General features: G+C 62.8%; 24 protein-coding genes. 21 read left to right on the forward strand and 3 right to left on the reverse strand.

All coding sequences use genetic code 11. From position 1 onward, the window contains the following. The first annotated feature begins 35 nt into the window (after positions 1–35). Genes ACVZUB_RS04560 through nagB form a run of 9 tightly spaced genes read left to right on the forward strand, consistent with a single transcriptional unit; the run spans position 36 to position 8,413 of the window. Positions 36–1,094 (forward strand): Gfo/Idh/MocA family protein, encoded by a 1,059-nt coding sequence (locus ACVZUB_RS04560; protein WP_217018384.1) that lies wholly within the window; start codon positions 36–38, stop codon positions 1,092–1,094. Continuing rightward, a complete protein-coding gene (locus ACVZUB_RS04565; protein WP_217018385.1) occupies positions 1,091–2,086 on the forward strand; it encodes a Gfo/Idh/MocA family protein in 996 nt (331 codons plus the stop codon). The genes ACVZUB_RS04560 and ACVZUB_RS04565 overlap by 4 nt, the downstream gene beginning before the upstream one ends. Beyond that, the gene (locus ACVZUB_RS04570) at positions 2,083–3,141 is read left to right on the forward strand and encodes a Gfo/Idh/MocA family protein (RefSeq protein WP_007734307.1); all 1,059 of its coding nucleotides are present in this window, start codon (positions 2,083–2,085) and stop codon (positions 3,139–3,141) included. The genes ACVZUB_RS04565 and ACVZUB_RS04570 overlap by 4 nt, the downstream gene beginning before the upstream one ends. 46 nt (positions 3,142–3,187) lie before the next feature. Beyond that, positions 3,188–4,117, forward strand: coding sequence for a dihydrodipicolinate synthase family protein (locus ACVZUB_RS04575; protein ID WP_007734313.1), 930 nt, complete (start codon positions 3,188–3,190; stop codon positions 4,115–4,117). A 1-nt stretch (position 4,118) separates the two neighbouring features. After that, complete coding sequence (locus ACVZUB_RS04580) at positions 4,119–5,048, forward strand: ROK family protein (protein ID WP_058039191.1); 930 nt, start codon at positions 4,119–4,121, stop codon at positions 5,046–5,048. Beyond that, a complete protein-coding gene (locus ACVZUB_RS04585; RefSeq protein WP_042449507.1) occupies positions 5,045–5,752 on the forward strand; it encodes an N-acetylmannosamine-6-phosphate 2-epimerase in 708 nt (235 codons plus the stop codon). Before ACVZUB_RS04580 ends, ACVZUB_RS04585 begins: the two co-directional genes overlap by 4 nt. Further along, complete coding sequence (locus ACVZUB_RS04590; RefSeq protein ID WP_217018386.1) at positions 5,749–6,441, forward strand: SGNH/GDSL hydrolase family protein; 693 nt, start codon at positions 5,749–5,751, stop codon at positions 6,439–6,441. The genes ACVZUB_RS04585 and ACVZUB_RS04590 overlap by 4 nt, the downstream gene beginning before the upstream one ends. Continuing rightward, on the forward strand, positions 6,438–7,622 hold the full coding sequence (locus ACVZUB_RS04595) for an N-acetylglucosamine-6-phosphate deacetylase (protein ID WP_217018388.1): 1,185 nt from the start codon (positions 6,438–6,440) through the stop codon (positions 7,620–7,622). Before ACVZUB_RS04590 ends, ACVZUB_RS04595 begins: the two co-directional genes overlap by 4 nt. 11 nt (positions 7,623–7,633) lie before the next feature. Beyond that, positions 7,634–8,413, forward strand: a complete 780-nt coding sequence (nagB, locus tag ACVZUB_RS04600; RefSeq protein ID WP_054827937.1) for a glucosamine-6-phosphate deaminase — start codon at positions 7,634–7,636, stop codon at positions 8,411–8,413. Between the two features lie 9 nt (positions 8,414–8,422). Here the strand turns inward: nagB and ACVZUB_RS04605 are convergent, their stop codons facing one another. The 3 genes from ACVZUB_RS04605 to ACVZUB_RS04615 all read right to left on the reverse strand — a co-directional run bounded on the left by ACVZUB_RS04605 (position 8,423) and on the right by ACVZUB_RS04615 (position 12,431). Then, positions 8,423–10,054, reverse strand: a complete 1,632-nt coding sequence (locus ACVZUB_RS04605; RefSeq protein WP_064111891.1) for a long-chain-fatty-acid--CoA ligase — start codon at positions 10,052–10,054, stop codon at positions 8,423–8,425. A 61-nt stretch (positions 10,055–10,115) separates the two neighbouring features. Beyond that, the gene (locus ACVZUB_RS04610; RefSeq protein ID WP_064111888.1) at positions 10,116–11,237 is read right to left on the reverse strand and encodes an acyl-CoA dehydrogenase family protein; all 1,122 of its coding nucleotides are present in this window, start codon (positions 11,235–11,237) and stop codon (positions 10,116–10,118) included. A gap of 12 nt (positions 11,238–11,249) precedes the next feature. Then, positions 11,250–12,431 (reverse strand): acyl-CoA dehydrogenase family protein, encoded by a 1,182-nt coding sequence (locus ACVZUB_RS04615; RefSeq protein WP_003945878.1) that lies wholly within the window; start codon positions 12,429–12,431, stop codon positions 11,250–11,252. A 265-nt stretch (positions 12,432–12,696) separates the two neighbouring features. Here ACVZUB_RS04615 and ACVZUB_RS04620 point away from each other — a divergent pair, with 265 nt between their 5' ends. From ACVZUB_RS04620 to ACVZUB_RS04675, 12 genes are all read left to right on the forward strand, one after another. Beyond that, a complete protein-coding gene (locus tag ACVZUB_RS04620) occupies positions 12,697–12,888 on the forward strand; it encodes a ferredoxin (RefSeq protein ID WP_007734330.1) in 192 nt (63 codons plus the stop codon). 109 nt (positions 12,889–12,997) lie between these two features. Further along, positions 12,998–13,915, forward strand: a complete 918-nt coding sequence (locus tag ACVZUB_RS04625) for a 3-oxoacyl-ACP reductase (protein ID WP_007734334.1) — start codon at positions 12,998–13,000, stop codon at positions 13,913–13,915. Positions 13,916–14,417: 502 nt separating this feature from the next. Then, positions 14,418–15,182 (forward strand): MlaE family ABC transporter permease, encoded by a 765-nt coding sequence (locus ACVZUB_RS04630; protein ID WP_003945687.1) that lies wholly within the window; start codon positions 14,418–14,420, stop codon positions 15,180–15,182. A gap of 64 nt (positions 15,183–15,246) precedes the next feature. Continuing rightward, a complete protein-coding gene (locus ACVZUB_RS04635) occupies positions 15,247–16,098 on the forward strand; it encodes an MlaE family ABC transporter permease (RefSeq protein WP_003945759.1) in 852 nt (283 codons plus the stop codon). Between the two features lie 11 nt (positions 16,099–16,109). Then, a complete protein-coding gene (locus tag ACVZUB_RS04640; protein ID WP_003945815.1) occupies positions 16,110–17,294 on the forward strand; it encodes an MCE family protein in 1,185 nt (394 codons plus the stop codon). Further along, on the forward strand, positions 17,294–18,313 hold the full coding sequence (locus tag ACVZUB_RS04645; protein WP_007734337.1) for an MCE family protein: 1,020 nt from the start codon (positions 17,294–17,296) through the stop codon (positions 18,311–18,313). Before ACVZUB_RS04640 ends, ACVZUB_RS04645 begins: the two co-directional genes overlap by 1 nt. Continuing rightward, the gene (locus tag ACVZUB_RS04650; RefSeq protein ID WP_003945728.1) at positions 18,310–19,368 is read left to right on the forward strand and encodes an MCE family protein; all 1,059 of its coding nucleotides are present in this window, start codon (positions 18,310–18,312) and stop codon (positions 19,366–19,368) included. Before ACVZUB_RS04645 ends, ACVZUB_RS04650 begins: the two co-directional genes overlap by 4 nt. Continuing rightward, the gene (locus ACVZUB_RS04655) at positions 19,365–20,669 is read left to right on the forward strand and encodes an MCE family protein (protein ID WP_007734341.1); all 1,305 of its coding nucleotides are present in this window, start codon (positions 19,365–19,367) and stop codon (positions 20,667–20,669) included. The genes ACVZUB_RS04650 and ACVZUB_RS04655 overlap by 4 nt, the downstream gene beginning before the upstream one ends. Next, entirely contained in the window at positions 20,669–21,916 is a 1,248-nt protein-coding gene (locus ACVZUB_RS04660; protein WP_020968506.1) for an MCE family protein, read from the forward strand. The genes ACVZUB_RS04655 and ACVZUB_RS04660 overlap by 1 nt, the downstream gene beginning before the upstream one ends. Continuing rightward, on the forward strand, positions 21,913–23,307 hold the full coding sequence (locus ACVZUB_RS04665; protein WP_063314999.1) for an MCE family protein: 1,395 nt from the start codon (positions 21,913–21,915) through the stop codon (positions 23,305–23,307). The genes ACVZUB_RS04660 and ACVZUB_RS04665 overlap by 4 nt, the downstream gene beginning before the upstream one ends. After that, entirely contained in the window at positions 23,307–24,110 is an 804-nt protein-coding gene (locus tag ACVZUB_RS04670; protein ID WP_207624131.1) for a hypothetical protein, read from the forward strand. The genes ACVZUB_RS04665 and ACVZUB_RS04670 overlap by 1 nt, the downstream gene beginning before the upstream one ends. Continuing rightward, positions 24,107–24,655 carry a hypothetical protein gene (locus ACVZUB_RS04675; protein ID WP_007734345.1) on the forward strand — a complete coding sequence of 183 codons (549 nt, stop codon included), beginning with the start codon at positions 24,107–24,109 and terminating at the stop codon, positions 24,653–24,655. Before ACVZUB_RS04670 ends, ACVZUB_RS04675 begins: the two co-directional genes overlap by 4 nt. The last annotated feature ends 4 nt before the right edge of the window (positions 24,656–24,659 follow it).

Genomic DNA, 24,659 nt, shown 5'->3' on the forward strand with positions numbered 1-24,659 from the left:
CATAGGACATCCCTCATCCAATCTTTGGAGACTTCATGACCCGATACAAAGTCGGTGTGGTCGGTTGCGGATTCTTCGGTAGTTCCCTCGCTCGCGAGCTGGCTGCCCATCCACGTTTCGAACTGACGATGCTGTGCGACCGTGACTTCGAGCGGGCCAAGGACGTCGCCGCAGAGTTCTCGGCGACCCCGACAGACGATCACGACGCGGTGGCCGCTCACCCGGAGTTGGCCCTCGTTGTCGTCGCGACGCCCAATCACGCGCACGCCGAACCTGCCATCGCGGCGCTCGAACACGGCAAGGCAGTTTTTGTCGAGAAGCCACTCGCCGTCGAACTGGTCGATGCGCAGAACATGATCGCGAGCGCTGACGCGAGCGGTTCGCCGTTGATGGTCGGGCACATCATGCGGATGATGCCGGGTGTACGACGTCTGGCGGACCTGCTGGCGTCGGGGGAGCTCGGCGAGGTCGCTGCGATCGAAACGTCTCGCTCACGCTGGATCGACACCGACGGCGCAGATCCACAGTGGTGGAAGCTCGACAAGAGCCGAACGGGTGGAGAACTGACTCACGAGATTCACGAACTGGACCTGATGTGCTGGCTCGGCGGCGAGGTGACTGCCGTGTCGAGCATCGCCACCGCGGACGACGGCTTCCGCAACACAGTGGTGTCGTTCGCCGGCGGCGCGATCGGCAGACACACCATCTCGACGCGTTCACACACTTCGTCGTGGCAGCTGACCGTCGATGCCACCGAAGGTTCGGTCCACGCGGACTTCCACACCGGCCGGGTCAGCCGAGTGCGCGGGGGACAGGTCGTAGAGTCGTGGCCGATCTTCGACGTCGACGCCGAGAACCAATCGTTGATCGACGCTGCGAGCAGGACGCAGAAGTACAACTCGGGCAACGGAGGATCCTCGCTGTGGATGCAGGCTGCGATTCGTCACGAAATCGACGAGATGGCAGCAGTTCTCGACGGCAAGGCTGATCCCGACTCGCCGTTGACGTACGCACGTGAACGCGCACTCGTCGTCGCCGAACAGGTGCGACTCGGTGGCGGCGAACCGGCAGTGCTCTCGGGAAGTGCCAAGTGACGGTGCGTGTAGCCGTCATCGGTAGCGGCGGAATCGCGCGGGACCACGTCAGCGCCTTGGCGCGCATCCCGTCGGTCGAAGTCGCCTACGTATTCGGCAGTGACTTGGACCGGGCCGCATCGGTTGCGGCGTTGGCGCCGGGCGCGAAGGCCAGTACCGATCTGGCGAAGATTCTCGCCGACCCGAGCGTGCAGGCGGTCAACGTCGTCGGGGCCACTCCCGACCACGCACCCGTGACGATAGCCGCGGGCCGCGCGGGAAAGCATGTGCACGTGGAGAAGCCGGCCGCGCTGACAGTCGCGGACTTCGACGCCATGGTCGAGGCCACCGAAGGTGGCGGCACCTCACTGATGGTCGGACAGACCGTACGATTCCAGCCGTCGATCACCTCGATCGGAAACTCGGTTGCACAAGGTGTCATCGGCGACCCCCGGTTGATCCATCTCAGTTGGTACACCGGCCATGTCTGGCCAGGGGGCTGGCGAGGCTGGCAACACGACAAGGAACGTTCGGGTGGTCACCCCGTTCACAACGGAACCCACGCACTCGATCTGGTGACGTGGCTGATCGGTCGTCGTCCGACCCGTGTGTTCGCTCGTAGTTTCCCCACCTTCGCGGCGGGGATGCCCGTGCACGACAGCTTCCATCTGACCGTTCGCTTCGAGGACGGATCGCTGGCTCTGATCGAATTGGCCTACGCGCTAACACAATCGGGAAAGATGGTGCGTCGGATCGTGGTGTCGGGGACTTCCGGCACGCTCGCGCACGACACCGGCGACGACCCGGGACTGATGACGGACACGACCAACGCGCCGCCGTCGTCGATCGAGGACGCGATGTCGCATCAGATGCGTCACTGGATCGCCACTCTCGACGGTTCCGCGAGCCCGATAGTCGAGAACTGGCAGGTGCGTGCAGCTCTCGCGACTGCCATCGCTGCCCAGCAATCGCTCGACACCGGCCGCGCTGTCTCGATCGGAGAAAACCAATGACCGGCACCGGTTCGATCCGCGTCGGATTTGTCAGCGGCGTCAGGCATGCCGGCTCCTATGCGGACCTGTTGCGATCCGATCCTCGAGTGAGCCTGGTCGGGGCCTCCGACGAATCCTCGGTCCCCGATTGGATTCGTGAGGACGGGATCGCGATGGCAAAGGCCGCAGACATCGAGTGGATCGACGAACTCGGCGAGTTGCTCGACCCCGAACGGATTGACCTGGCGATCATCTGCAGTGAGCCGACCAGGCATGCGCGGCTTGCGATTGCCGCATTGAACGCCGGACTCGACGTCCTGGTGGACAAGCCGGTGGGCGTCGACGAGGCGGAGGCCGCGGCGGTTCAGCAAGCCGCACGGTCGAACGGGCGAATCTGCACGGTGGTGAACCGCACTCATTCACCTGCGCTCCGGCGACTGCGCCGATGGATCGACGCCGGAAATCTCGGACTGCCGCGCCACGTCGACATCGAGTTCCTCGCAAGCGGAACACATTTCGCGACGTCTGTCGAGCGTCCCGAACTGGTGGTGGATCCCGCGCTTTCCGGCGGGGGAGAAGTAGTGAACTTCGCCGGTTACGCCGCCGACTACCTCCGATACCTCACCGGCCTGGACGTCACCGAGGTGTACGCCGAGACGAGCACACTCTACGGCGGGGCCCACCAGCAGTTCGGAGTCGAAGACACGGCGTTGATCTCGCTCGCCCTGGAAAACGGCGTCACCGCGACGGTGACCGTCGGAAGAATCCCCGCAGCACCGGGTTTCGGCGCGAATACCGCGACGGTTCGCGTCCTCGGATCCCACGGATACGCGAGTTCCGACGACGACAAACCCGCGGTGACCCACTTCGCGGCCTCGGGAGACGTGACCGCACTACCCATCGGCGGCTTCGGTTCGGACAACGCGGTGTCGAGCTTTCTCTCTCACGTGCTCGATCGACTTCCCACACGGACCGAACCCGACTACACCGTGGCAGACGCCCGCGCGTCGATGCGCGTGATCGATGCTGCCTATCTGTCCGCCTCGAGCGGTCAGCCGGTCTCCGTTTCTCCCTGACAGCCGCACCCACAACTCAATCCGACAACCAACATATGGAGACCCCATGAGCACGGAAACCACCACCTTCAGCGGAATCGTCCCGCCGATCGTCACACCACTGACGCTCGAGGGCGAGGTCGACACCACGTCGCTCGAACGCCTGCTCTCACTGCAGATCGAAGCCGGAGTCGACGGCTTGTTCGTCCTCGGTTCCTCGGGTGAGGTCGGTTACCTCACCGACGCTCAGCGCGCCCAGGTGGTGCAGACGGCCATCGGTCACGTCGGCGGCCAGGTACCGGTCCTCGTCGGAGTGAACGACATGACCACCAACCGGGTCATCGCCGTCGCCGAGCAGGCGCGCGAGGCTGGTGCGGATGCCATCGTCGCGACGGCGCCGTTCTACGCGATCACCGATGCAGCCGAGACGGCAACGCATTTCCGCTCCATCCACGCCGCAGTGGATCTTCCGTTGTTCGCCTACGACGTCCCGGTTCGTGTCCACAGCAAGCTCAGCCCGGCAATGCTGGTCGAGCTCGGTCGCGAGGGAGTCATCGCCGGCGTGAAGGATTCGAGCGGCGACGACGTCAGTTTCCGTATGTTGCTCCGTCAGTCGGCCGGGCTCGAAAACTTCGCCGTCTTCACCGGGCACGAGGTAGTCGTCGACGGATGCCTGCTGATGGGTGCTTCGGGCGCAGTGCCCGGCCTGGCCAACGTGGACCCGCACGGCTACGTACGACTGTGGCGCGCTGCGCAGGCAGGAGACTGGGCCGCAGCGAAGGCCGAGCAGGATCGACTCACCGATCTGTTCTCCATCGTCGAGGCGCCGACACCGGGTCGCGTCAGTGCCGGTGCCGCGGGTCTGGGCGCGTTCAAGACGGCTCTGGCCCTGCGCGGCGTCATCACCGGCAACACGATGTGCGCGCCGATGCTCTCGCTCGACGAGTCCGAGACCGCAACGATCAAGGTCGTTCTGGAACAGGCCGGGCTCCTCTGACATGACATCTGGGCAGAAGCGATGGATCGGTATCGACATCGGCGGCACCAAAGTGGCTGCCGCGGTGGTGACGTCCGACGGAGACGTGATCGACACCGTTCGTGCGGCAACACCGACGGCGGGTAGGGAAGCCGTTCTCGGGACCGCTACGGCGTTGATCGACCGTCTGAGGGCGAATCACACGGTAGCCGGAATCGGAGTCGGTGCACCGGGAATCATCGATCGGGTGCGTGGCCGCGTCGTCTTCGCCTCCGACATTCTGTCCGGATGGAGTGGCGCCGAGGTTCGCGGAGAACTCGAGGCACACTCAGGCCTACCGGTGACGGTGGACAACGACGTGCGCGCGATGGCCCACGGCGAGAACATGATCGGCGCCGGACGCGGTCGAACCTCTGCACTGTTCGTCTCGATCGGTACCGGAATCGGTGGCGCGTTGACCGTGGGCGGTCAGCTGTACCACGGTGCCCACGGAACAGCCGGCGAACTCGCGCATCTGTTGGTTCCGGTTTCCGGGGCGATAGGTTGCGGTTGCGGCAGAACCGATCACCTCGAGGCAGTCGCGTCTGGCCCGGCGATGGCAGCCGAGTACGCAGCGCGGGCGGGTGTGCCCACTCAACCGTTACAGGCAGTGGTGGCGCTCATGCACTCGGGCGATCCGATCGCCCGTGCCGTGGTCTCCGACGCAGGTACTCTGCTGGGCCGCGTCCTGGCCGGCGTCGCCACCGCATTCGATCCCGAGGTGATCGTCATCGGCGGCGGTGCAGCCCAGATCGGAGCCGACCTCCTGTCGCCGCTGACCTCCGCTTTCCGGGTGGAAGCGATGGGCCCCATTGCCGAAACTGCCATTCTTCCTGCTCGTTTGGGCACCGATGCGCCGCTCGTCGGCGCTGCGCTCCTGGCCGCCGCAACACGAATCGAGGTAACACCGTGACTGTCGAAGAATTGCTCACGATCATCAGCGGGAAGCTGATCGTGTCCTGTCAGGCCGGACACGGCCATGCCCTGCGCGACACCGGGACCATCGAGAGGATGGCCCGCGCCGCGGTCGACGGCGGAGCAGTGGCGATCCGCTGCGGCGGTGTGGGCGGAACCCCGGATGTCGAAGCAGTCGTGTCGGCAGTGAAGGTACCGGTGATCGGTTTGACGAAGATCGGCTCGGAGGGCGTGTTCATCACGCCGACAAGGGAATCAGCCCTCGAAGTCGTGGATTCGGGTGCGCAGATCGTGGCTGCCGACGCCACGCTGCGGCCTCGTCCGGACGGGCTGACCTTTGCCGACACCGTCGACGCGGTCCATGATCGCGGCGGCCTCGTCATGGCCGACTGTGGAACACTCGAGGACGGCGTCGCTGCCGCCGCGGCGGGCGCCGACGTCATCTCCAGCACACTGGCGGGATACACCGAGAACAGCCGACGGCTGGCCGGCCCGGACCTGGAACTGATCTCGGAACTGCGGCAGGCACTTCCAGATGCAGTCCTCATTGCCGAGGGGCGATACCACAGCCCGGAGGATGCGGCACGCGCCATCGCCCTGGGTGCAGACTCGGTGGTTGTCGGAACCGCAATCACGGATCCGGCGTTCATCACGTCGAAATTCGCAGCCGCAGTATCGGGCGCCGAAAGGTCGAGGGTGTGACCCCGACGTCGAAGGCTTTGAAGTCCAGGACTGCTGAACGGATTCGACTGGAGACTTTGCTCGTAGACTCCTCGACGCCGATACGGTGGGTCTTCACCGGCGACAGCATCACTCAGGGATTGACGCACACCGACGGTCATCGAAGTTACGTCGAACACTGCGCCGAGCGCGTCCGTGGTGAACTTTCCTTGTTCAACCACGTCCTTGTCAACACCGGGGTGAGCGGCAATCGATCCTCCGATGTGCGTGCGGGTTTCGCACACCGCATCGAAGTGTTCGAACCCTCGGTGGTGTTGATCATGCTCGGTACGAATGACGCACTGGATGACGAAGAAGGACTGGAGCGGTTTCGAGACGACCTCTCGGACATGATTTTCCGGACGCGAGCGATCGGTGCGGTGCCGATCCTGCAGACGCCGCCACCGATCGACGTCGAGAATGCGCCCACCAGAGCGGGATTGGTTCAGTACGTCGAGGTCGTGCGGCAGGTTGCCGCCTCGACGCGCGTTGTGTTCGTCGACCACTACGCGCAGTGGACGGCCCATTCTCCCGATGGTCCACCGCCGGCTCTCCTGGCTGACGCATTCCATCCGAACGAACAAGGGCACTACGTGCTCGCGGACGCCGTGCTCCGCGAGTTGTCGATCGCGGATACCGAAGTTCCCGTTGTACCGCAGGTGATGTCGTGATACTTCGTGGACAAATTCTGCGTGGACAATTGGTGACCGGTGGTCGATTGCTCTCGGACGGGATTGTCGAGATCTCCGGTGATCGTGTGGTGTGGGCAGGACCCGCGTCGCAGCGAACCGACCCGTTACCCGAACGGCCAGCTGCGGGTACAACGATCATCCCGGGGTTGGTAGACGTTCACTGCCACGGCGCCGGCGGATTCGGTTTCCCCGAGGCAGACGAGTTCGGATCCACCGTGGCTGCCGATCACCACCGGACGAACGGCACGACCTCGGTGATCGGCTCGCTCGTCTCCGCGCCGCCGCAGATCCTGCGCAGTCGCATCGAGCTCCTGGCAGGACTGGTGGACGAGGGTACGCTGGCCGGAATTCACCTGGAAGGTCCATTCCTGTCGGTACTCCGTTGTGGCGCCCAGGATCCCGACAGCATTCTCGACGGCGACCCGGCTCTGCTCGAGTCGCTGCTCGAAGCCGGCCGCGGGCACATCCGCTCGATGACGATCGCTCCGGAGACAGCACACTTCGGCGAACTTGCCTCATTGCTGGAGCGTCACGGTGCCGTCGTGAGTATCGGACACACCGATGCGTCCAACCCGATTGCGACACGTTCGATCGCACACTCGGCGCATGCACCGCTCAGTGCCACTCACCTGTTCAACGGTATGGCTCCGATGCATCACCGTGCTCCCGGCGCAGTGGCGGCATGTCTTGCCGCGGCTGCGAAAGGACAGATGGTGGTCGAGTTGGTCGGGGACGGAGTACATCTCGCCGACGAGACGGTGGCGACGGTGTTCGATCTTGTCGGTCCGCATCAGATCGCGTTGGTCTCCGACGCGATGGCTGCCGCCGGAATGCCCGACGGCCGTTACCCACTCGGGCCTCTCGACGTAGACGTGATCGATGGCGTGGCGCGATTGGCCGGCCAGGGGGAAACGGCCATTGCCGGCGGGACGAGTCGGTTGATGGACATAGTCCGCCGGGCTGTTAATCACGCCGGCGTCGATCTGCTTTCGGCTGTCATCGCAGCGACGGCAACGCCTGCTTCGCTGATGGGGCTGGCCGGAATGGTCGGCGATCTCGTGCCGGGTTGCCGCGCCGATCTGATCGTCACCGGTCCAGAACTCGAAACCCGCGCCGTCATGACCGCTGGGAACTGGCTCATGAACTACACCGAAAGCTGAGGAATCAACCGATGGAAATTGTCATTGTCGACAGTGCGGAGGCGGCCGGCACCGTTGTTGCCGACATCTTCGAACACGCGGTGCATTCAGGTGCACGGACTTTGGGCCTGGCGACAGGATCTTCACCGCTCTCGGTGTACCGCGAACTCGCGCGCCGTCACCGCGAGGAAGGGTTGAGTTTTGCCGGCGTGCAGGCGTTCCTGTTGGACGAATACGTCGGCCTGCCGGAAGGCCACCCTGAGTCGTATGCCCAGGTTATCCGAACGGAGCTGGTGAATCACCTGGACCTGGACGCGGCAAGGGTATTCAGCCCCGACGGAACCGCGCCGGATCCATTTGCCGCCGCGGCGGCCTACGACCGGGCGATTGCGTCGAATGGTCCGGTGGACGTTCAACTTCTGGGCATCGGCGGCAACGGTCATATCGGTTTCAACGAACCGACGTCCTCACTGAATTCGAGGACCAGGGTCAAGACGCTGACGGAACAGACTCGAACCGACAACGCCCGATTCTTCGAGAGTCCGGACGACGTACCACGGCACGTGATCACCCAGGGCCTCGGAACTATCTGCGAAGCAAAGCATCTGGTGATGATCGCGACCGGCGAGCACAAGGCCGCTGCGATTGCCGCTGCCGTCGAGGGGCCGCTGGCCGCGGTGTGCCCGGCATCGGTCCTCCAACTGCATCCACACGCGACGGTGGTGATCGACGATGCAGCGGCATCACAGCTTCGGCTCACCGAGTTCTACAAAACGGTGTCGGCGCACAAACCGCTTGCTCAGCACTACTGAGATATCGGGCTAGACGGGCTCTCGCGTCTTCTCGAGGCCGAGTGCCATTTCGGGAGTGAGTAATTGGAAGTCGGATTCTCCACGCCGTCGGATCCACACCGGATCGGAGGTGTTCCAGCGTTCGGCGCTCTGCGTTCGAGTGACCACCTTGAACGTCGCCGTTCTCGGGAACTCACTGCACACTCGGATCAAGGTCGGCTTCTGCTTCGGCCCGAGTTCCGGCCGGGAATCGATGTATTCGGCTACGGCTGCCGGGTCGAAGTTGTCGACATCGCCGACCGGAATCACCGACGCCATGACGCGGTCGCCGACGTCGCTGTCGGGGACTGCGTACACGGACACCTGCGCGAAGCCCGGGTAACCGACCAGGGAGCGTTCGATGGGTGCGGCACCGATGTTCTCGCCGTCCACTCGCAGCCAACCGGAACTGCGTCCCGCGAAGTAGACGTAACCGTCGACGTCGGTGTACGCCAGATCGCCACTCCAGTACTGGCCGTTGCGCATTCGCTCGGCGTCGGCTTCCGGGTTCTTGTAGTACCCGGCGAACGTGCCTGGGCCGGTGACATTGACCAGTTCACCAGTTGCCTGGTCGGCGTTGGTGATCCGGCCGTCGGCATCGAAGACTGCAGGCGGGCATGGCGCTCCGGTCTCGGGATCGAGGATCTTGACGCCGTCCGGGAGCAGTCCGAGGGCGCCGGGCCGGGGAACCGGTGCCGCGGAGATCGAAATGCCGCCCTCGGTGGAACCGAAGCCGTCGATGACGCGAGCGTCGAAGCGCCGGACGAAGGTGGCGACGGCGGGCGCCGAACCCTCGTTGCCGTACATGATCTTCAAGGTGTTGTCCCGCTCGTTCGGCACCTCGGGGGTGGAAGCGATGAAGGACAACGGCTTTCCGACGTAGTTGGAGTACGTGATTCCGTACTTGTGAACGTCGGGTAGAAAACCCGAAGCGGAGAACTTGCGTCGCATGGCAATTCCCGCACGAGCGTGCAGCGCGACCGTCCACGCCGCCATCATCGCGTTGGAATGGAACATGGGCATCGCCATGTAGACGACGTCGTCGGCGCCGAGCCCGAAACGATCGGCAAGCATGACCCCGGGAGAGGCCAACTTGTGGTGCGTGCACCGAACCGCTTTGGGATCACCGCTGGTTCCGGAAGTGAAGATGAGCATCAACAGATCGTCGGGCTGCGCCGTCGACGCGTAGGCCGGCGTATCGGCGAAGGGCGCCAACAATTCCGCCCAGGCCGGAGAATCCACGTTGATCACCCGGACGTCGCCGAGATCGATGTCGTCGAGTAGATGTGCCTGGTTGTTCTCGGTGAAGATGACCTGGCAGTCGGAGAGCGCAATGTCTCGCGCCAATGCCGGGCCGCGCCTGGTCGTGTTCAGCCCGGCGGCGACCGAACCCGAGAACGATGCCGCTCCGAGCAGCAACGAGAACTCGGGGACGTTCTCCATCAGAAGTCCGAAATGCCTGGGGCGCGTTCGATCGAGCAGCGTGTCCAGCAGCGCTGCTCGATCGAACGAGCCTTGAATGTGCTCGCGCCAGGTGATGACCTGGTCCTCGAAACGGATACCGCGGTCGTCGATCTCGCTGACTCCAAGGAGTAGATCGGAAACAGTGGGGCTCTGACTCATAGCTGCATCATCATCGATTCGTCTCGGACCAGGTCATGGATTTCCACTCGGTGGGACGCACTCAGGCAGGAACTGCGGCAAGTTCCTTGCCCAGTGCGCGAAGCTGATCTGTTGCGTTGCCGAGCAGGAACTCGTGATGCTTGGCCGCGAGGAAGTAGCGGTGAACCGGATGGTCCTCGTCCAGACCGACACCGCCGTGAACGTGAACAGCTGTGTGCCCGACGCGGTGTCCCGCATCTGCAGCCCAGAACTTGGCCGTCTGTACGGCCCCGTCGGACGGAAGTCCTTCGCTCAGACGCCACGCTGCGGCCCAGAGAGTCAGGCGCACGCCCTTGACATCGATGTATCCGTCGGCGAGGCGCTGGGCCACTGCCTGGAAACTACCGATCGGACGGCCGAACTGCACACGCTCGGTGGCGTATTCGGCGGTCAGCTTCAGCGCTTGATCGAGCACCCCGTACTGGTAGGCGCTGGAACCGAGCTGAATTCGTTCGACGATCCATGCCGCGATGTCGGATCCTTGGGCAACCGAGCCGAGAACACGATCGGCCGGGATCTGCACCGAATCGAACTCGACCAGGGCCGCACTCGAGAAATCCGTGGTCGATTGCCTGGTAATGCTCACGCCCGCGTCCGACGGTTCGACGAGGAAGACCGCGACACCGTCCTCGGTGATGGCGGGGACGAGGAACAGATCTGCGAGCGGAGCACTGTCGACGGTGATCTTTGCTCCGTCGATGCGCCAACCGTCGGCGGTCTTCTCGGCACGCGTGATCGGGTGCGCCGGGTCGTCGTTGTATTCCTCGGCGAGGGCCGCGGTGAGTATCTTCTCACCGGCAGCGGCAGCGCTCGCCCATTCGTCTCGCTGTTGGTCCGAGCCGAATTCGGCTATCGCTGCGGCGGACCCGACGATGGACGTCAGGAACGGAACAGCTGCGACGCCGCGGCCGAGTTCGGCCAGGATGCTGCACTGCTCGAGGACACCGAATCCGTCGCCGCCCACCGATTCCGGAAGAGCCGCGCCGAGAACGCCGGCCGAGGCCAGAGCATTCCACAAGAGGGCGTCGAAACGGTCTTCGGCGGCGTCGAGTTCACGAAGGCGGTCGTTGGTGACCAGTTCGGCGACGACGGATCGTGTCAGTCCGGACAGGTCCTGCTGGGCCTCGGTAAGGGTGAATTCCATGATCGTTGGTCCTTATCGCTTCGATGCGGGAAGCCGCAGAGCTGTCATTCCGATGATGTCGCGTTGCACTTCGTTGGTACCGCCGCCGAACGTCAGGATCAGCGAAGAACGATGCATGCGTTCGATGCGTCCACGCAGAAGAGCGCCGGGGGAGTTCTGCCTGATCGTGGCGGAGGATCCGAGGATCTCCATCAGCAAGCGGTAAGCCTCGGTGGCGAATTCGGTACCGAACACCTTGTTGGCCGACGCCGCTTCGGGGCCGGGAGCGTGATCGGTTGCGGAGGCGATTTCCCAGTTCATCAACTTCAGGTACTCGGCCTTGGCATGCACGCGAGCCAGATTGATCTGCACCCATTCCTGGTCGATCATGCGTCGGCCGTCGGGCAGCTTGGTGTTCTGTGCCCACTCGCGGACCTCACGCTGCGCGGTCAGAATCGGTCCGGCCGAGGTGAGGGCAACACGCTCGTGGTTGAGCTGATTGGTGATCAGTGCCCAGCCGCCGTGTTCCTGGCCGACTATCGACGACGCCGGGACCCGTACGTCCTGGTAGTAAGTGGCGCTGGTGTCGGGGCCGGCCATGGTGTGAACCGGGGTGTAGGAGAAGCCTTCTGCGGTGGTCGGGACGATCAGCATGCTGATTCCCTTGTGCTTCTTGGCTTCCGGATCGGTGCGGCACGCCAACCACACGTAGTCGGCGTACTGGATCAGGCTCGTCCACATCTTCTGCCCGTTGATGACGTAATCGTCACCGTCACGGACGGCCGACGTGCGCAGAGACGCCAGGTCGGTGCCGGCCTCGGGCTCGGAGTAACCGATCGCGAAGTGGAGCTCACCGCGGGAGATCTTGGGCAGGAAGAAGGCCTTCTGCTCGTCCGTCCCGAAATGCATGATTGTCGGCGCTACGGAATTGATCGTCAGGAACGGCACGGGCGCACCGGCAATGGCAGCTTCGTCGGTGAAGATCAGCTGGTCCATCGCGGAGCGTTCCTGTCCGCCGTACTCTTTCGGCCAACCCAGCGTGAGCCAGCCGTCCTGGCCCATCTGCGCGACGACTTCGCGGTACACATTGCCTTCGCCGTACTCACCCGTCGTGGCAGCGAGTGCTTCACGCCGCTCGGGAGTCATCAGTTGTGCGAAGTAGGCACGCAACTCCTCCTGGAGCTGTTGCTGCTCAGGGGTGTAGGTGATGTGCATGGTTACCTCTCCATAGAGCTACGAATCAAAGCGTCAACCATTCGATTGACACAGGTTCTATCGATGCGTACATCGGCGACAAGGGACGCTCTCGCCGTCTCCGGCGGATCGTTCGACGTCCGTTCTCGGTACTTTTTCGAATCATTGCACACGACTGAAACAGGTTCTAGTGTTATCGCCAGGAACGGTGTGCGGCACAGCCCTGCGGCACTCGTTTCGTATCCGTGTTCGCGCCAGTAGTAGTGAGTAGAGAAGAGGAATCGCCATGGAGGTCAGGGTTGATCTGGACCGTTGCGAGGCAAACGGCGTGTGCGTAGGGATCGCACCCGATATTTTCGACCTCGACGACAACGAGGAGCTCGTGATCAGTTCCGTGCGTCCGCCGGAGGATCGCTGGGAAGATGTCCGTTCCGCGATCGCTCAGTGCCCGCGTGCGGCGCTGACCGAACATCCGTGACGATGGTTGCCCAAAACAAGAACACGTTCTAAAGTTGCGAACTCGTGGGTCACGGCAATCGAGCCGGGTAACTCGACACACGACCGCAGAGAACCGGGAGAGCGCTTCGATGAATGCTGTGAACAGCCCAGAAACCAGTCTCGAAGGCAAGGTCGCCATCGTGACCGGTGCCGGATCGGGGCTTGGAAAGTTCGAGGCCATCGGTCTGGCGAAGGCCGGTGCGTCGTTGGTCGTCAACGATCTGGCCCCGAACGAGGCCGTCGAAGCAACGCTCGAGGAGATCCGCGGTCTCGGCGCCAAAGTCGAATTCGTGGCAGGCAACGTCGGTGAGCGTTCTACCGCCGACGCACTGATGGAAGCAGCGCAGGGGCAGTTCGGCAGTGTCGACATCGTCGTCAACAATGCCGGCGTCGTACGCGACCGGATGCTGTTCAACATGTCCGACGAAGACTGGGATCTGGTACTCGAAGTTCATCTTCGCGGCCATTTCCTCCTGTGCCGCAACGCCGCTGCCTACTGGCGGGCGAAATCCAAGGAAGCCGGGGCGCCGGTGTACGGGCGCATCGTCAACACTTCTTCGGAGGCGGGCCTTCTCGGACCGGAAGGGCAGCCCAACTACGGCGCTGCAAAAGCCGGAATCACGGCGCTGACGTTGTCGGCCGCACGTGGGCTCTCGCGCTACGGCGTTCGGGCCAACGCGATCTGCCCGCGGGCACGGACGTCGATGACCGAAGGTGTGTTCGGTGACGCGCCGGCCGACGGCATCGATCCGCTCTCGCCCGAGCATGTGGCATCGCTCGTCTCGTACCTGGCGTCACCGGCGGCCGACGCCGTCAACGGTCAGGTATTCGTGGTGTACGGACCGATGGTTGCGCTGATGGCGGCGCCCGTCGTCGAGCAGCGGTTCGACGCCGAGGGAGATTCTTGGTCGCCGGAAACGCTGTCCGCGGTGATGGGTGACTACTTCGCTGACCGTGACCCGGCAAAGATGTTCTCGGCATCGGCGGCCCTGCGCGCGTTGGGCTGATCGACGGCGCTGATTCTCGGGTGCGCGACACGTAGAACCGTTGTTCACACTCAGACGGTCTACGTGTCCACTTCCTGGTAGAAATAGCGTGTTCACGAGTCGGTGGGCGCGGCAGTTTGCCTGCGTTCTGTAACGAGACCAACGGTCTCGAAAAAACTGGACTGTGTTCCAATTTTGCATTCCTGCGAACGATGCGATATTCGATCGGCGTGCCCAGTCAAGGCTCTCGCATGGCTGAATTTCGAACCTGGCGCCGAAAGGCGCCGATCATTCAAAAGTATTAATTTCCAGGATATTTCGGCGAAAATCGCATCGAAAAGGGATGCTTCCCATGTCTCCGATCTTCCGGTTTCGGATCGGCGCCGTGAGGCTACTCCTTAGAGTTGGACACTTGTTTTTGACAGGTGAACACGTTCTAGTTAATATGACCTGAGTCACAAGCTGTCGGGGGCTGGACTATGAGAACAGACAGTACTGCGGCAACCAAGGACGAGGAGGGCGAATGGTAGACCTCGTCGAGGTGCCATTACGAGCGGTCGGTGGCTTCTTTCAGATGTCCGCCCAAACCTTGAGGGCAGTCTTCTCCCGCCCTTTCCAGCGGCAAGAGTTCATCGATCAGGCCTGGTTCGTGGCCCGAGTCTCGATGGTGCCGACGGTGCTGGTCGCAATCCCGTTCACTGTGCTGGTCAGCTTCACCATCAACATTCTCTTGCGCGAGATCGGTGCAGCCGACCTCAGTGGTGCCGGAGCTGCCCTCGGCACCGTCACGCAGGTCGGCCCCATCGTCACCGTGCTGATCGTCGCCGGCGCCGGCGCAACCGCCATCTGCGCGGACCTCTCGGCCAGAACCATTCGCGAAGAGATCGACGCCATGAAGGTGCTCGGTATCAATCCGATCCACCGGTTGGTCGTTCCCCGGGTGCTCGCGTCGACGGGAGTGGCGCTGCTCCTCAACGGACTGGTCTGCACCATCGGCATCCTCGGCGGTTTCGTCTTCTCCGTGTTCATCCAGGACGTGAACCCCGGCGCCTTCGTCAACGGCATCACACTGCTCACCGGATTCGGTGAGCTCATGCTCTCCATGGTCAAAGCAGGGCTGTTCGGCATGATCGCCGGCCTGGTTGCGGCCTACCTCGGACTCAACGTCAAAGGCGGCGCCAAGAGCGTCGGTGACGCGGTCAACCAGACCGTCGTGTTCGCGTTCATGGCGCTCTTCGTCGTCAACGTGCTCATCACGACCATCGGTATCAAGTTGACGGCCGGATGAGGCCCACGGCAGTCGGAGAGATCGAAGTGGACAGAACGACAAACGACAGACGGGAGGAGATCTGATGGCGTTGGCCGCAGCGGGACGCTTCCCGCGCACACGTCGACAGATCGGCTCGATCTCTCGCAGTATCGACAGCATCGGTGATCAAGCGCTGTTCTTCGCGAAGGCTCTCGGTCACGCTCCCAAGGCGCTGATGCGCTATCCACGTGAAACTCTGCGACTGATCGCCGAGATCAGCATGGGCACCGGTGCGCTCGCCGTCATCGGTGGCACCGTCGTGATCGTCGGATTCCTGACACTGTTCACCGGTGGCACCATCGCCGTTCAGGGCTACAGCTCGCTGGGCAACATCGGCGTCGAAGCACTGACGGGCTTCTTCGCCGCCTTCATCAACGTTCGCATCGCAGCGCCGGTCATCGCCGGAATCGGCCTCGCCGCGACCATCGGCGCCGGCTCCACCGCGCAGCTCGGTGCGATGCGCGTCTCCGAAGAGATCGACGCGCTGGAGACGATGGCGATCCCGTCGATTCCGTATCTGGTCAGCACCCGCGTCATGGCCGGCATGATCGCGATCATCCCGCTGTACTCACTGGCGGTCATCGCGTCGTTCGTCGCCAGCCGCTTTGCGACGGTGTTCCTCTACAACCAGTCCGGCGGCGTGTACGACCACTACTTCACGACCTTCCTGATACCCACGGACATACTGTGGTCGTTCGCCCAGGCGATAGTCATGGCGCTGGCCGTCATGCTCATCCACACCTACTACGGCTTCAACGCAACCGGTGGCCCGGTCGGCGTCGGTGTCGCGGTGGGTAACGCAGTGCGCGCCTCGTTGATCGCGGTCGTCACGGTCACCCTGCTCATCTCACTCGCCATCTACGGCGGGTCCGGCAACTTCAACCTGTCGGGATAGGCGGGCAAGCGATGACCGTACCCAGATGGCACAAGAAGTTGGCCGCAGCCGGCCTGGTCCTCGGACTCGTGGCGATCGTCGCCGTTGCTCTCACCATGTTCTCGGGTGGGTTCACCAAGAGCACGCCCATCACCGTGACGTCCACGCGTGCCGGCCTCGTCATGGAACCCAATGCCAAGGTGAAGTTGCGCGGAGTGCAGGTCGGCCGCGTCGAGTCGATCTCACTCGTCGGGGACCAGGCAAACCTGAAGTTGGCGATGGATCCGGGCCAGATGTCGAAGATTCCGTCGAACGCCCGGGTGGAGATCAAGACCACCACGGTGTTCGGTGCGAAGTACGTCAACATCGTGATTCCCGACGATCCGTCGACCCAGCCGATCCAGGAGGGTGCTGTCATCGCTTCGGACAGCGTCACCGTCGAGTTCAACAGTGTCTTCGAACATCTTTCGGACGTACTCGCGAAGATCGAACCGGAAAAGCTCAACGCCACACTCGGCGCGATCTCCACTGCACTCAACGGGCGCGGCGAGTCGCTGGGTGAGGTTCTCGAGCTCGGTGACACCTATCTGAAGAAGATGAATCCGGTTCTGCCGCAGCTCCAGGAAGACTTGGTCGGCGCCGCCGATGTCACCAATCTGTACGCCGACGTGGCACCGGATCTGATGCGCATCCTCGACAACGCCACCGCGACAAGCGGATCGATCGTGGCCGAGCAGGCAAACCTCGACTTGCTGTTGCTCAACGTCACCGGCCTCGCGGACACCGGCAACGCGTTGTTGACCGACAACGAGCAGAACCTGACCACCGCCCTCGACACTCTGACCGCGACGACGACCCTGCTTGACAAGTACTCGTCGGGTCTGACGTGCTTCATCGTCGGGTTGAACGACGGCCGGATCAAGTTCGAGCCACTGGCAGGCACCGGTGACAAAGCGGCACTGATGCTGAGTGCGAGCTTCATGTACGGCGCCGAGGCGTACCAGAATCCGCAATCTCTCCCCAAGGTCGCGGCCTCCGGAGGACCCAATTGTTATGGTCTGCCCGAATTCGATCCGAAGGTCGACGGGCATGCACCGTTCGCAGTCACCAACACCGGCAACGTGCCCTTCGTTCCCAACACCGAACTGCGCGTTACCGTGCCGACCATTTTCCAGTATCTCTTCGGTGACTCCTACGAGCAGGAAGACGGGAAGTGATGAGACCGACCACGGTCAAGCTGCTGATTTTCACCGTCGTCATGGCGGTCATCTTCGCCGGACTGGCGATCGTCTTCAGTCAGGTGCGCTTCAGCAGCAGCAACGGATTTCACGCCACCTTCTCGGACGTCTCGGGACTCAAGTCCGGCGACAAGGTCCGCATCGCCGGTGTTCCGGTCGGGTCGGTCACCGGAGTGTCCATCGGTGACTCCAACCAGGCCGAGGTCGAGTTCGACGTCGACACCAAGTACTCGCTGATGAAGAGCACCAAAGCGACTGTGCGCTACGAGAACCTGGTGGGCGATCGCTACATGGAACTGCTCGAGGGCGCCGGTTCCACCGAGACGCTTCCGTCGGGAGGATCCATTCCGGTCGATCAGACGTCGCCCGCTCTCGATCTGGATCTGCTGCTCGGCGGATTCAAGCCGCTGCTTCGTTCGCTCGACCCGCAGCAGGTCAACGACCTCTCCGGGGCCCTGCTGCAGGTACTCCAGGGCCAGGGCGGAACGCTGGTTTCGTTGCTGGGAAACACCAGTTCGTTCACCAGCACGTTGGCGGACCGAGACCAGCTGATCGGGGACGTCATCACCAATCTCAACGACGTACTCGGCACCATCAACGACAAGGGCGATCAGTTCTCCACCACGATCGATCAGCTCCAGCAGTTGGTCAGTGGATTGGCGAAGGACAGTGGCCCGATCGGTAATTCGATCACCGAGATCGCCGGTGCCACGGGAGATCTCGCGTCGTTGCTGCAGGCGACACGTCCGGACATCCAGACGCTGATCGGGGAGACCAACCGAACGATGACGCAGCTGGACCTGGGCAAGGACGACATCAACACCGCTCTCGATCGTCTGCCGTCCGACTACCGGAAGCTGATCCGAGTGGGCACGTACGGAGCATTCTTCCAGTTCTATCTGTGCGCCAACACTTTCAAGTTCTCCGGACCCGACGGGACGACGATCATCTTGCCCACGGCAGTTCAGGACACGGGAAGGTGCGCAAAAGTCTCATGACCCCAACCCGTGAACGTAATCCGGTACAGATCGGTGTCATAGGTCTCGTCCTGGCGGTGGCAACCGTCGGTGCCGCGCTTCAATACGATCAACTCCAGTTCATCAACGGTGGCATTCGCTACTCGGCGTACTTCCAAGATGCCGGCGGCCTGGTCACCGGCGACGACGTGACCATGGCCGGCGTGAAGGTCGGCAAGGTCAGCGACGTCGAACTCGACGACCAGAAGGTGTTGGTCACCTTCACCGTTCAGGACGGCGTCGCCCTGGGCGAGCAGACAGCGGCTGATATCAAGACCAACACGGTTCTCGGGCGAAAGTCGTTGGCGGTACGGCCGGAAGGATCCGGACTGTTGCGGACGGACACGCCGATTCCGGTCGAACGCACCAACTCCCCGTACTCGCTCAACGACGCTCTGGGTGACCTCGGGACAACGGTGTCCGAACTCGACACGGAACAGATCAACGATTCGCTCAACGCGATCTCGGACACCCTGGCCGATACTCCGCCAGAACTTCGCACCGCATTGGACGGAATGACGCGGCTTTCGCAGAGCATCAACTCACGCGACGAGAGCCTGCTCCAATTGCTCTCGCGGGCCGAAGATGTCACCAAGATCCTTTCCGACAGAAGCGGTCAGATCGATTCGTTGCTGGTCGACGGCAACAAGTTGTTTGCCGAGCTGAGCTTGCGGCGTGACGCGATCAGCGAACTGATCGTCAACACCGGCGCAGTCTCACGTCAACTGTCAGCGCTGGTGCAGGAGAACGAGGCCCAGATGGGGCCGACCCTCGAGAAGCTGAATTCGGTCGCCGAGGTTCTCCAGCAGAACAAGGACAACATCGCGGGAGCGCTCGACGGACTCGGACCGTACATCACCGCGCTCGGTGAGACCGTGGCCAGCGGCCCGTTCTTCGACGCCTTCATCATCAACATTCTGCCGAGCAACTGGTGGAAGACCCTGGTGGACACCAGCGTCGCGCCCGAGCAGGTTCCGGGCGACCTGGAAGACTTCTTTCCCGGTATTCCACCGACGATCAGGGGGCCGGGAGAATGACCGAGACCATGACTTCACAGGATCCACAGGGCTCCACCAACCCACGCAAGAAGTGGGTGCTGATCGGAGCGGGTGTGCTGGTCGCGCTGCTCGTCGCCGGTGCGGCCTACCTCTTCATCCCAGGCCTGGGCAAGACCAAGATCTCCGCGCACTTCGTCTCGACCACCGGTCTCTACGAGGGCGATGTCGTGCGAGTGCTCGGTGTCAACGTCGGCAAGGTGACCAAGATCGAACCGCGTGATCGGGACACCTACGTCGAGATGAAGATCGATTCGAGCGTCGACGTTCCGGCAGATGCCAAGGCGCTCATCGTTGCTCAAAGCCTCGTGTCCGCACGCTTCGTGCAATTGACCCCCGTGTACTCCGGCGGGGAACAGATGCCCAACGGCGGCGAAATCCCGATCGAGCGCACCGCCGTTCCGGTGGAGTGGGACGAGATCAAGACCGAACTGACCAAACTGTCGGACGCACTCGGACCGGAGGGTCTGGACGATCAGGGTTCCCTCGGTCGATTCATCGACACCGTGGGAACGAACCTCGACGGTAACGGTGAGTCGATTCGGTCGACGCTGCGCGAACTCTCGGCCACGATGCACACGCTGTCCGAAGGCCGGACCGATTTGTTCTCCACCATTCGGAACCTGCAGGCATTTGTCACTGCGTTGTCCTCGAGTAACGAGCAGATCGTGCAGTTCAGCGGTCACCTCGCTTCGGTGACAAGCGTTCTCGCAAGCAGCTCCGACGAGTTGGGTACCGCCCTCAGTGATCTCGACCTGGCCGTCGGCGACGTCCAGCGGTTCGTCAAGGACAACAGCGAGGGACTGAGCGAATCGGTTGCGCGTCTCGCCGATGCCACTCAGGTACTGACTGACAAGCGCCCGGAGATCGAGCAGGTTCTGCACTCCGGACCGACGTCGCTTGCCAACTTCTATCAGATCTACAAGCCGGCTCAGGGCAGTATGACCGGCGCAATTGCACTGAGTAACTTCAAGAATCCGATCCAGTGGATCTGTGGTTCCATCGAAGGTATCGAGAGTGGTAACTCCCAGAACAGTGCCGACCTGTGTAAGCAGTACCTCGGGCCGGTGCTCAGCACGATGATCGGCAACTACCCCGGATTCCTGTTCAACCCGGTCGCGGGCGTGCAGGCTTTCCCGGATCAGATCGTCTACACCGAACCGGGATTGGAAGCGGCAAGTCAGAATCAGCCGGAAACCGTCGCAGGACCGATGTCGGGTGCTCCCATGACGAGTGTGCCCAAGGATCTCGCCGAACTCTTCAACATGGGCGGAGGGAACTGATGCGGGTAGCTCGCAAGACCACGGTTGCCGTGTTGGCCACGGCAGTGGCACTCGGCGCCAGCGGTTGTGAATGGAACGGTCTCAACTCGGTGCCGATGCCAGGCACTCAAGGCCGGGGCGAAGGCGCATACGAGGTTCAGATCGAGATGCCGAACGTGACTACGCTGTCGCAGAATTCGCCCGTCCGGGTGGATGACGTGGCAGTGGGAAGCGTTTCGAACATCGAGGTTCAAGGCTGGCACGCTCTGGTGACGGTGTCGCTGAATCCCGAGGTTCAGTTGCCGGCCAACGCGACGGCAAAAATCGGTCAGACCAGCTTGCTCGGCTCTCAGCACATCGAGTTGGCGCCGCCGGTAGGGGAGGAGCCCGAGGGCCGACTCGAAGCCGGTGACCTGATTCCGATCGAGCGGGCGGGCGCTTACCCGACGACGGAACAGACGCTGTCGTCGCTGTCGGTGGTACTGAACGGCGGCGGTCTCGCTCAGGTTCAGGACATCACGAAGGAACTCAACGCCGCTCTCGGTGGGCGTGAAGATTCGGTTCGCGACCTCCTGCCTCAGCTCGATCAGCTGGTCGGCAGTCTGGACAAGCAACGGGGCGACATCGTTTCGGCGATGGAGGGACTCGATCGACTGTCCTCGACGGTCCAGGCCCAGCACGACACCCTGAACAAAGCACTCGAAGGTATTCCACCGGCACTCGAGGTTCTTGTCGCTCAGCGTCAGGACATCACCAACGCCTTGACCTCCCTCGGTGGTCTCAGCGAGGTGGCCAGTCGCGTCATCCAGGAGAGCGGCGACGATTTCGCGACCAATGTTCGGGCTCTTTCGCCGACTCTGAAGGCCTTGGCGGATTCGGGTAACGCTCTCACTCAGGTTCTCGGAGTCCTCTTGACGTTCCCGTTCCCGCAGAACGGAATCGACAACGTCATCCGCGGTGACTACGCCAACCTGGCGATGACCATCGACATCTCGCTGCCCCGACTCGACGCGAACTTCCTCACCGGAACTCCGTTGGCCGGAACACTCTCCGGACCAGAAGGCGTGTTGGGTAAGCAGGCGGGGCTCGCCGGACAGACAGGCAACCCGTTGAGCGATCCGCTCAAGCCTGCCGCACCGCCGGCACAAGCTCCCGCCGGACAGGCTCCCGCTGCGCAGGCCCCGGCAGCGGATCCGAATACCATTCAGATTCCGGGACTTCCGCCGATCAACATTCCAGGACTTCCTCAGGGGGCACCGGCACCATGATGCTCACAAAGTTCGTCCGTATCCAGCTCACCATCTTCGCCGTCTTGACGGTTGTCGGTTTGATCGTGATGGCCACTCAGTACGTGCGTGTTCCGGCGATGGTCGGTATCGGCCGTTACGACGTCACTGTCGAATTGCCCGCCACCGGTGGGCTGTACAAGAACTCGAACGTCACCTACCGCGGTCAGACCATCGGTGTCGTGAACGCGGTGGAGTTGTCGGAAACGGGCGTGAATGCGCGACTGTCTCTCGAGAGCGGCGTCAAGGTGCCCTCGGACGTCAACGCTGCGGTCAAGAGTGTGTCGGCGATCGGCGAGCAGTTCGTCGATCTGATTCCGCACACCGACAGCTCCGGAGCGATCGTGGTCGACGGGCATCTGGAAAACGGATCGGTGATTCCCGAAGACCGAACCAGCATTCCCCAGGATGTCGGCGCGATGCTCGATCAGGCAGATCTGTTGCTGCAGAGCATTTCCGACACCAAGCTCAAGACCGTCATCGACGAATCCTTCAAGGCGTTCAACGGTGCCGGCCCGGATCTGCAGAAGCTGATCGACTCGGCTCGGCTGTTCGTCGAAGAGGCGAACAACAACTCCGACGCGACCAAGACCCTGATCGAGCAGGCCGGTCCACTCCTGGACACCCAGGTGGTCAGCAGCGACGCCATCCGTTCCTGGACAAGCAATCTGGTGACGTTCACCGACCAGCTCCGCGCCAGCGACCCTGATCTGCGTGCCGTCATCCAGAAGGGTCCGGCCGCAGCGGCGGAGGCGAATGCTCTTCTGCAAGACATGCAGCCGACATTGCCGATTCTTCTGGCGAACCTCGTGTCCGTCGGACAGGTCGGCGTGATCTACAACAACGCGATCGAGCAGATTCTGGTCATCTACCCGCCGCTGGCCGCGGCGCTGGTCACGGTGGCAGGCTCCGGCCCGGCTGCGGATGGTGCACTGGTGGACTTCCACATGGAGGTCAACGACCCGCCGCCGTGCACTACAGGATTCCTGCCCGCAGAGCAGTGGCGCAGTCCGAAGGACGAATCACCGATCGAGACGCCGTCGGATCTCTTCTGCCAGGTTGCCCAGGATTCGCCGATCGCCGTGCGCGGCGCGAGAAACCTTCCCTGCGAGGAGTATCCGGGACGTCGTGCGCCGACGGTCGAACAGTGCCGTTCCGGCTACGTACCGATGGGCACGAACCCGCAATCCGGGCCTCCGGAACCGATTACCGCGACCCCGAGCTCGTACACGTCGACGCCTTCGGTCTCGGCTCGTCGGTACGATCCGATTACAGGCACGTACATCGGGCCGGACGGAAGGACGTACTCGCAACCGAACCTCGGTGGCGGCGACGTCAGTCTCGAACAGTTCATGAAGGGTCAGCAGGGTTGATGACAGACGAAGATCCACAGGCCGGGCAGCGGGTGCGCCGTCGCGCGTCCCGCAGCGCCGGACCCACGGGTGCGGATGCAGACGCTGCCGCGGTAGTAGTGCCCACCGAAAAGAAGTCGGCCGAACAGAAGCCAGCCGAGCAGAAGGCGGCTGAGCAGAAGGTGGCTGAGCAGAAGGCGGCGGCGCCAGTTGCTTTGGGCAAGCCCGATACTCCACCTGAGAAGGTCGTCAGCGGTGATCAGGTCACGACCGAGGCTGAGCCGACCGGTACCGCCGAAACCCCCGCAGAAACTGCTGTGGACACCCCTGTTCGTTCGAAGCCCAAGGCCGGGTTGGTAGTCGGGATCGCCATTGCTTCGGTGATCGCTGTTGCTCTTGCGGCCCTGACGGTGTTTCTTCTCGTCGACCGGAACAAGGCGTCCAATGCCGACGAGGACCGAGCCCGCTACGTGGCCGGTGCCCGGACCACCGCACTGAATCTGACGACACTGCACGCGGATACAGCGGCTGCCGACCTCGACAAGTTCCTCGCCGGCACCACCGACGAGTTCAAGTCGCAGTTCGACGGACGCAAGGATTCGTTTGTCAACGTCCTCGGGCAGGCCGGAGTTCAGACCGACGGCGAGGTGCTCGAAGCCGGGTTCGAGAAATCCGACGGCGATTGCGGGACTTCATTGGTCGCGGTGCGTGCGATGCAGAAGAACGGCGACGAAGCGCCCGCTGAACGCAACTACCGACTCCGAATCACCATGTGCGACGTCGACGGGCAATTGCGTGCCTCGAATGTGGAGTTTGTGCCATGACCCCAGAAGTGAACCCCGAGACGTCCAAGCAAGTTTCGCCGAAGCCGAAGCGCGCCTCACCGCTCGCCATCATCCTGTGCGTCATCAGTGCAGTGGCCATCGCGTTGGCGGCAGTGTCGGCGTATCTCTACTTCGGTCCGGACGGAACGCGTGACACCGCAGCGATCGATCAGACCAGAGACGAAGTGGCACAGGCCTCTTCCGATCAGGCGGTAGCGATGTTCCAGTACGACTACAACAACGTCGACCAGCAGTTGCATGCAGCCACAGACGGTTTGACGGGCGATTTTCAAGGCACGTTCACCAACCTGATCGAGTCGGTGATCATTCCGGGAGCCAAGGAAAAGTCGCTGACCGTTCAGGTCGTCGTCCAGGGCGCCGCGGTTCTCGACGCCGAGGCAGACAGCGCGACGACGATGCTGTTCCTCAATCAGATCACGACGTCTTCGGAATCGCCCGAAGCCGTTGCCAGTGGCAGTCGCGTGAAGATGAGTCTGGAGAAGCAGGACGGGCGTTGGCTCGTGAACAACGTCCAACCCTTCTGATCAA

It is taken from the genome of Rhodococcus sp. OS5, from assembly GCF_056837585.1.

What these genes read in the sequence shown, in the direction of transcription:
- ACVZUB_RS04650 (WP_003945728.1), top strand. Translation starts at nt 18,310, where the DNA reads ATGACCCCAACCCGTGAACGTAATCCGGTACAGATCGGTGTCATAGGT.
- nagB (WP_054827937.1), top strand. Translation starts at nt 7,634, where the DNA reads ATGGAAATTGTCATTGTCGACAGTGCGGAGGCGGCCGGCACCGTTGTT.
- ACVZUB_RS04575 (WP_007734313.1), top strand. Translation starts at nt 3,188, where the DNA reads ATGAGCACGGAAACCACCACCTTCAGCGGAATCGTCCCGCCGATCGTC.
- ACVZUB_RS04560 (WP_217018384.1), top strand. Translation starts at nt 36, where the DNA reads ATGACCCGATACAAAGTCGGTGTGGTCGGTTGCGGATTCTTCGGTAGT.
- ACVZUB_RS04635 (WP_003945759.1), top strand. Translation starts at nt 15,247, where the DNA reads ATGGCGTTGGCCGCAGCGGGACGCTTCCCGCGCACACGTCGACAGATC.
- ACVZUB_RS04630 (WP_003945687.1), top strand. Translation starts at nt 14,418, where the DNA reads ATGGTAGACCTCGTCGAGGTGCCATTACGAGCGGTCGGTGGCTTCTTT.
- ACVZUB_RS04610 (WP_064111888.1), bottom strand. Translation starts at nt 11,237, where the DNA reads ATGGAATTCACCCTTACCGAGGCCCAGCAGGACCTGTCCGGACTGACA.
- ACVZUB_RS04660 (WP_020968506.1), top strand. Translation starts at nt 20,669, where the DNA reads ATGCGGGTAGCTCGCAAGACCACGGTTGCCGTGTTGGCCACGGCAGTG.
- ACVZUB_RS04570 (WP_007734307.1), top strand. Translation starts at nt 2,083, where the DNA reads ATGACCGGCACCGGTTCGATCCGCGTCGGATTTGTCAGCGGCGTCAGG.
- ACVZUB_RS04640 (WP_003945815.1), top strand. Translation starts at nt 16,110, where the DNA reads ATGACCGTACCCAGATGGCACAAGAAGTTGGCCGCAGCCGGCCTGGTC.
- ACVZUB_RS04675 (WP_007734345.1), top strand. Translation starts at nt 24,107, where the DNA reads ATGACCCCAGAAGTGAACCCCGAGACGTCCAAGCAAGTTTCGCCGAAG.
- ACVZUB_RS04670 (WP_207624131.1), top strand. Translation starts at nt 23,307, where the DNA reads ATGACAGACGAAGATCCACAGGCCGGGCAGCGGGTGCGCCGTCGCGCG.
- ACVZUB_RS04665 (WP_063314999.1), top strand. Translation starts at nt 21,913, where the DNA reads ATGATGCTCACAAAGTTCGTCCGTATCCAGCTCACCATCTTCGCCGTC.
- ACVZUB_RS04605 (WP_064111891.1), bottom strand. Translation starts at nt 10,054, where the DNA reads ATGAGTCAGAGCCCCACTGTTTCCGATCTACTCCTTGGAGTCAGCGAG.
- ACVZUB_RS04615 (WP_003945878.1), bottom strand. Translation starts at nt 12,431, where the DNA reads ATGCACATCACCTACACCCCTGAGCAGCAACAGCTCCAGGAGGAGTTG.
- ACVZUB_RS04620 (WP_007734330.1), top strand. Translation starts at nt 12,697, where the DNA reads ATGGAGGTCAGGGTTGATCTGGACCGTTGCGAGGCAAACGGCGTGTGC.
- ACVZUB_RS04645 (WP_007734337.1), top strand. Translation starts at nt 17,294, where the DNA reads ATGAGACCGACCACGGTCAAGCTGCTGATTTTCACCGTCGTCATGGCG.
- ACVZUB_RS04655 (WP_007734341.1), top strand. Translation starts at nt 19,365, where the DNA reads ATGACCGAGACCATGACTTCACAGGATCCACAGGGCTCCACCAACCCA.
- ACVZUB_RS04580 (WP_058039191.1), top strand. Translation starts at nt 4,119, where the DNA reads ATGACATCTGGGCAGAAGCGATGGATCGGTATCGACATCGGCGGCACC.
- ACVZUB_RS04625 (WP_007734334.1), top strand. Translation starts at nt 12,998, where the DNA reads ATGAATGCTGTGAACAGCCCAGAAACCAGTCTCGAAGGCAAGGTCGCC.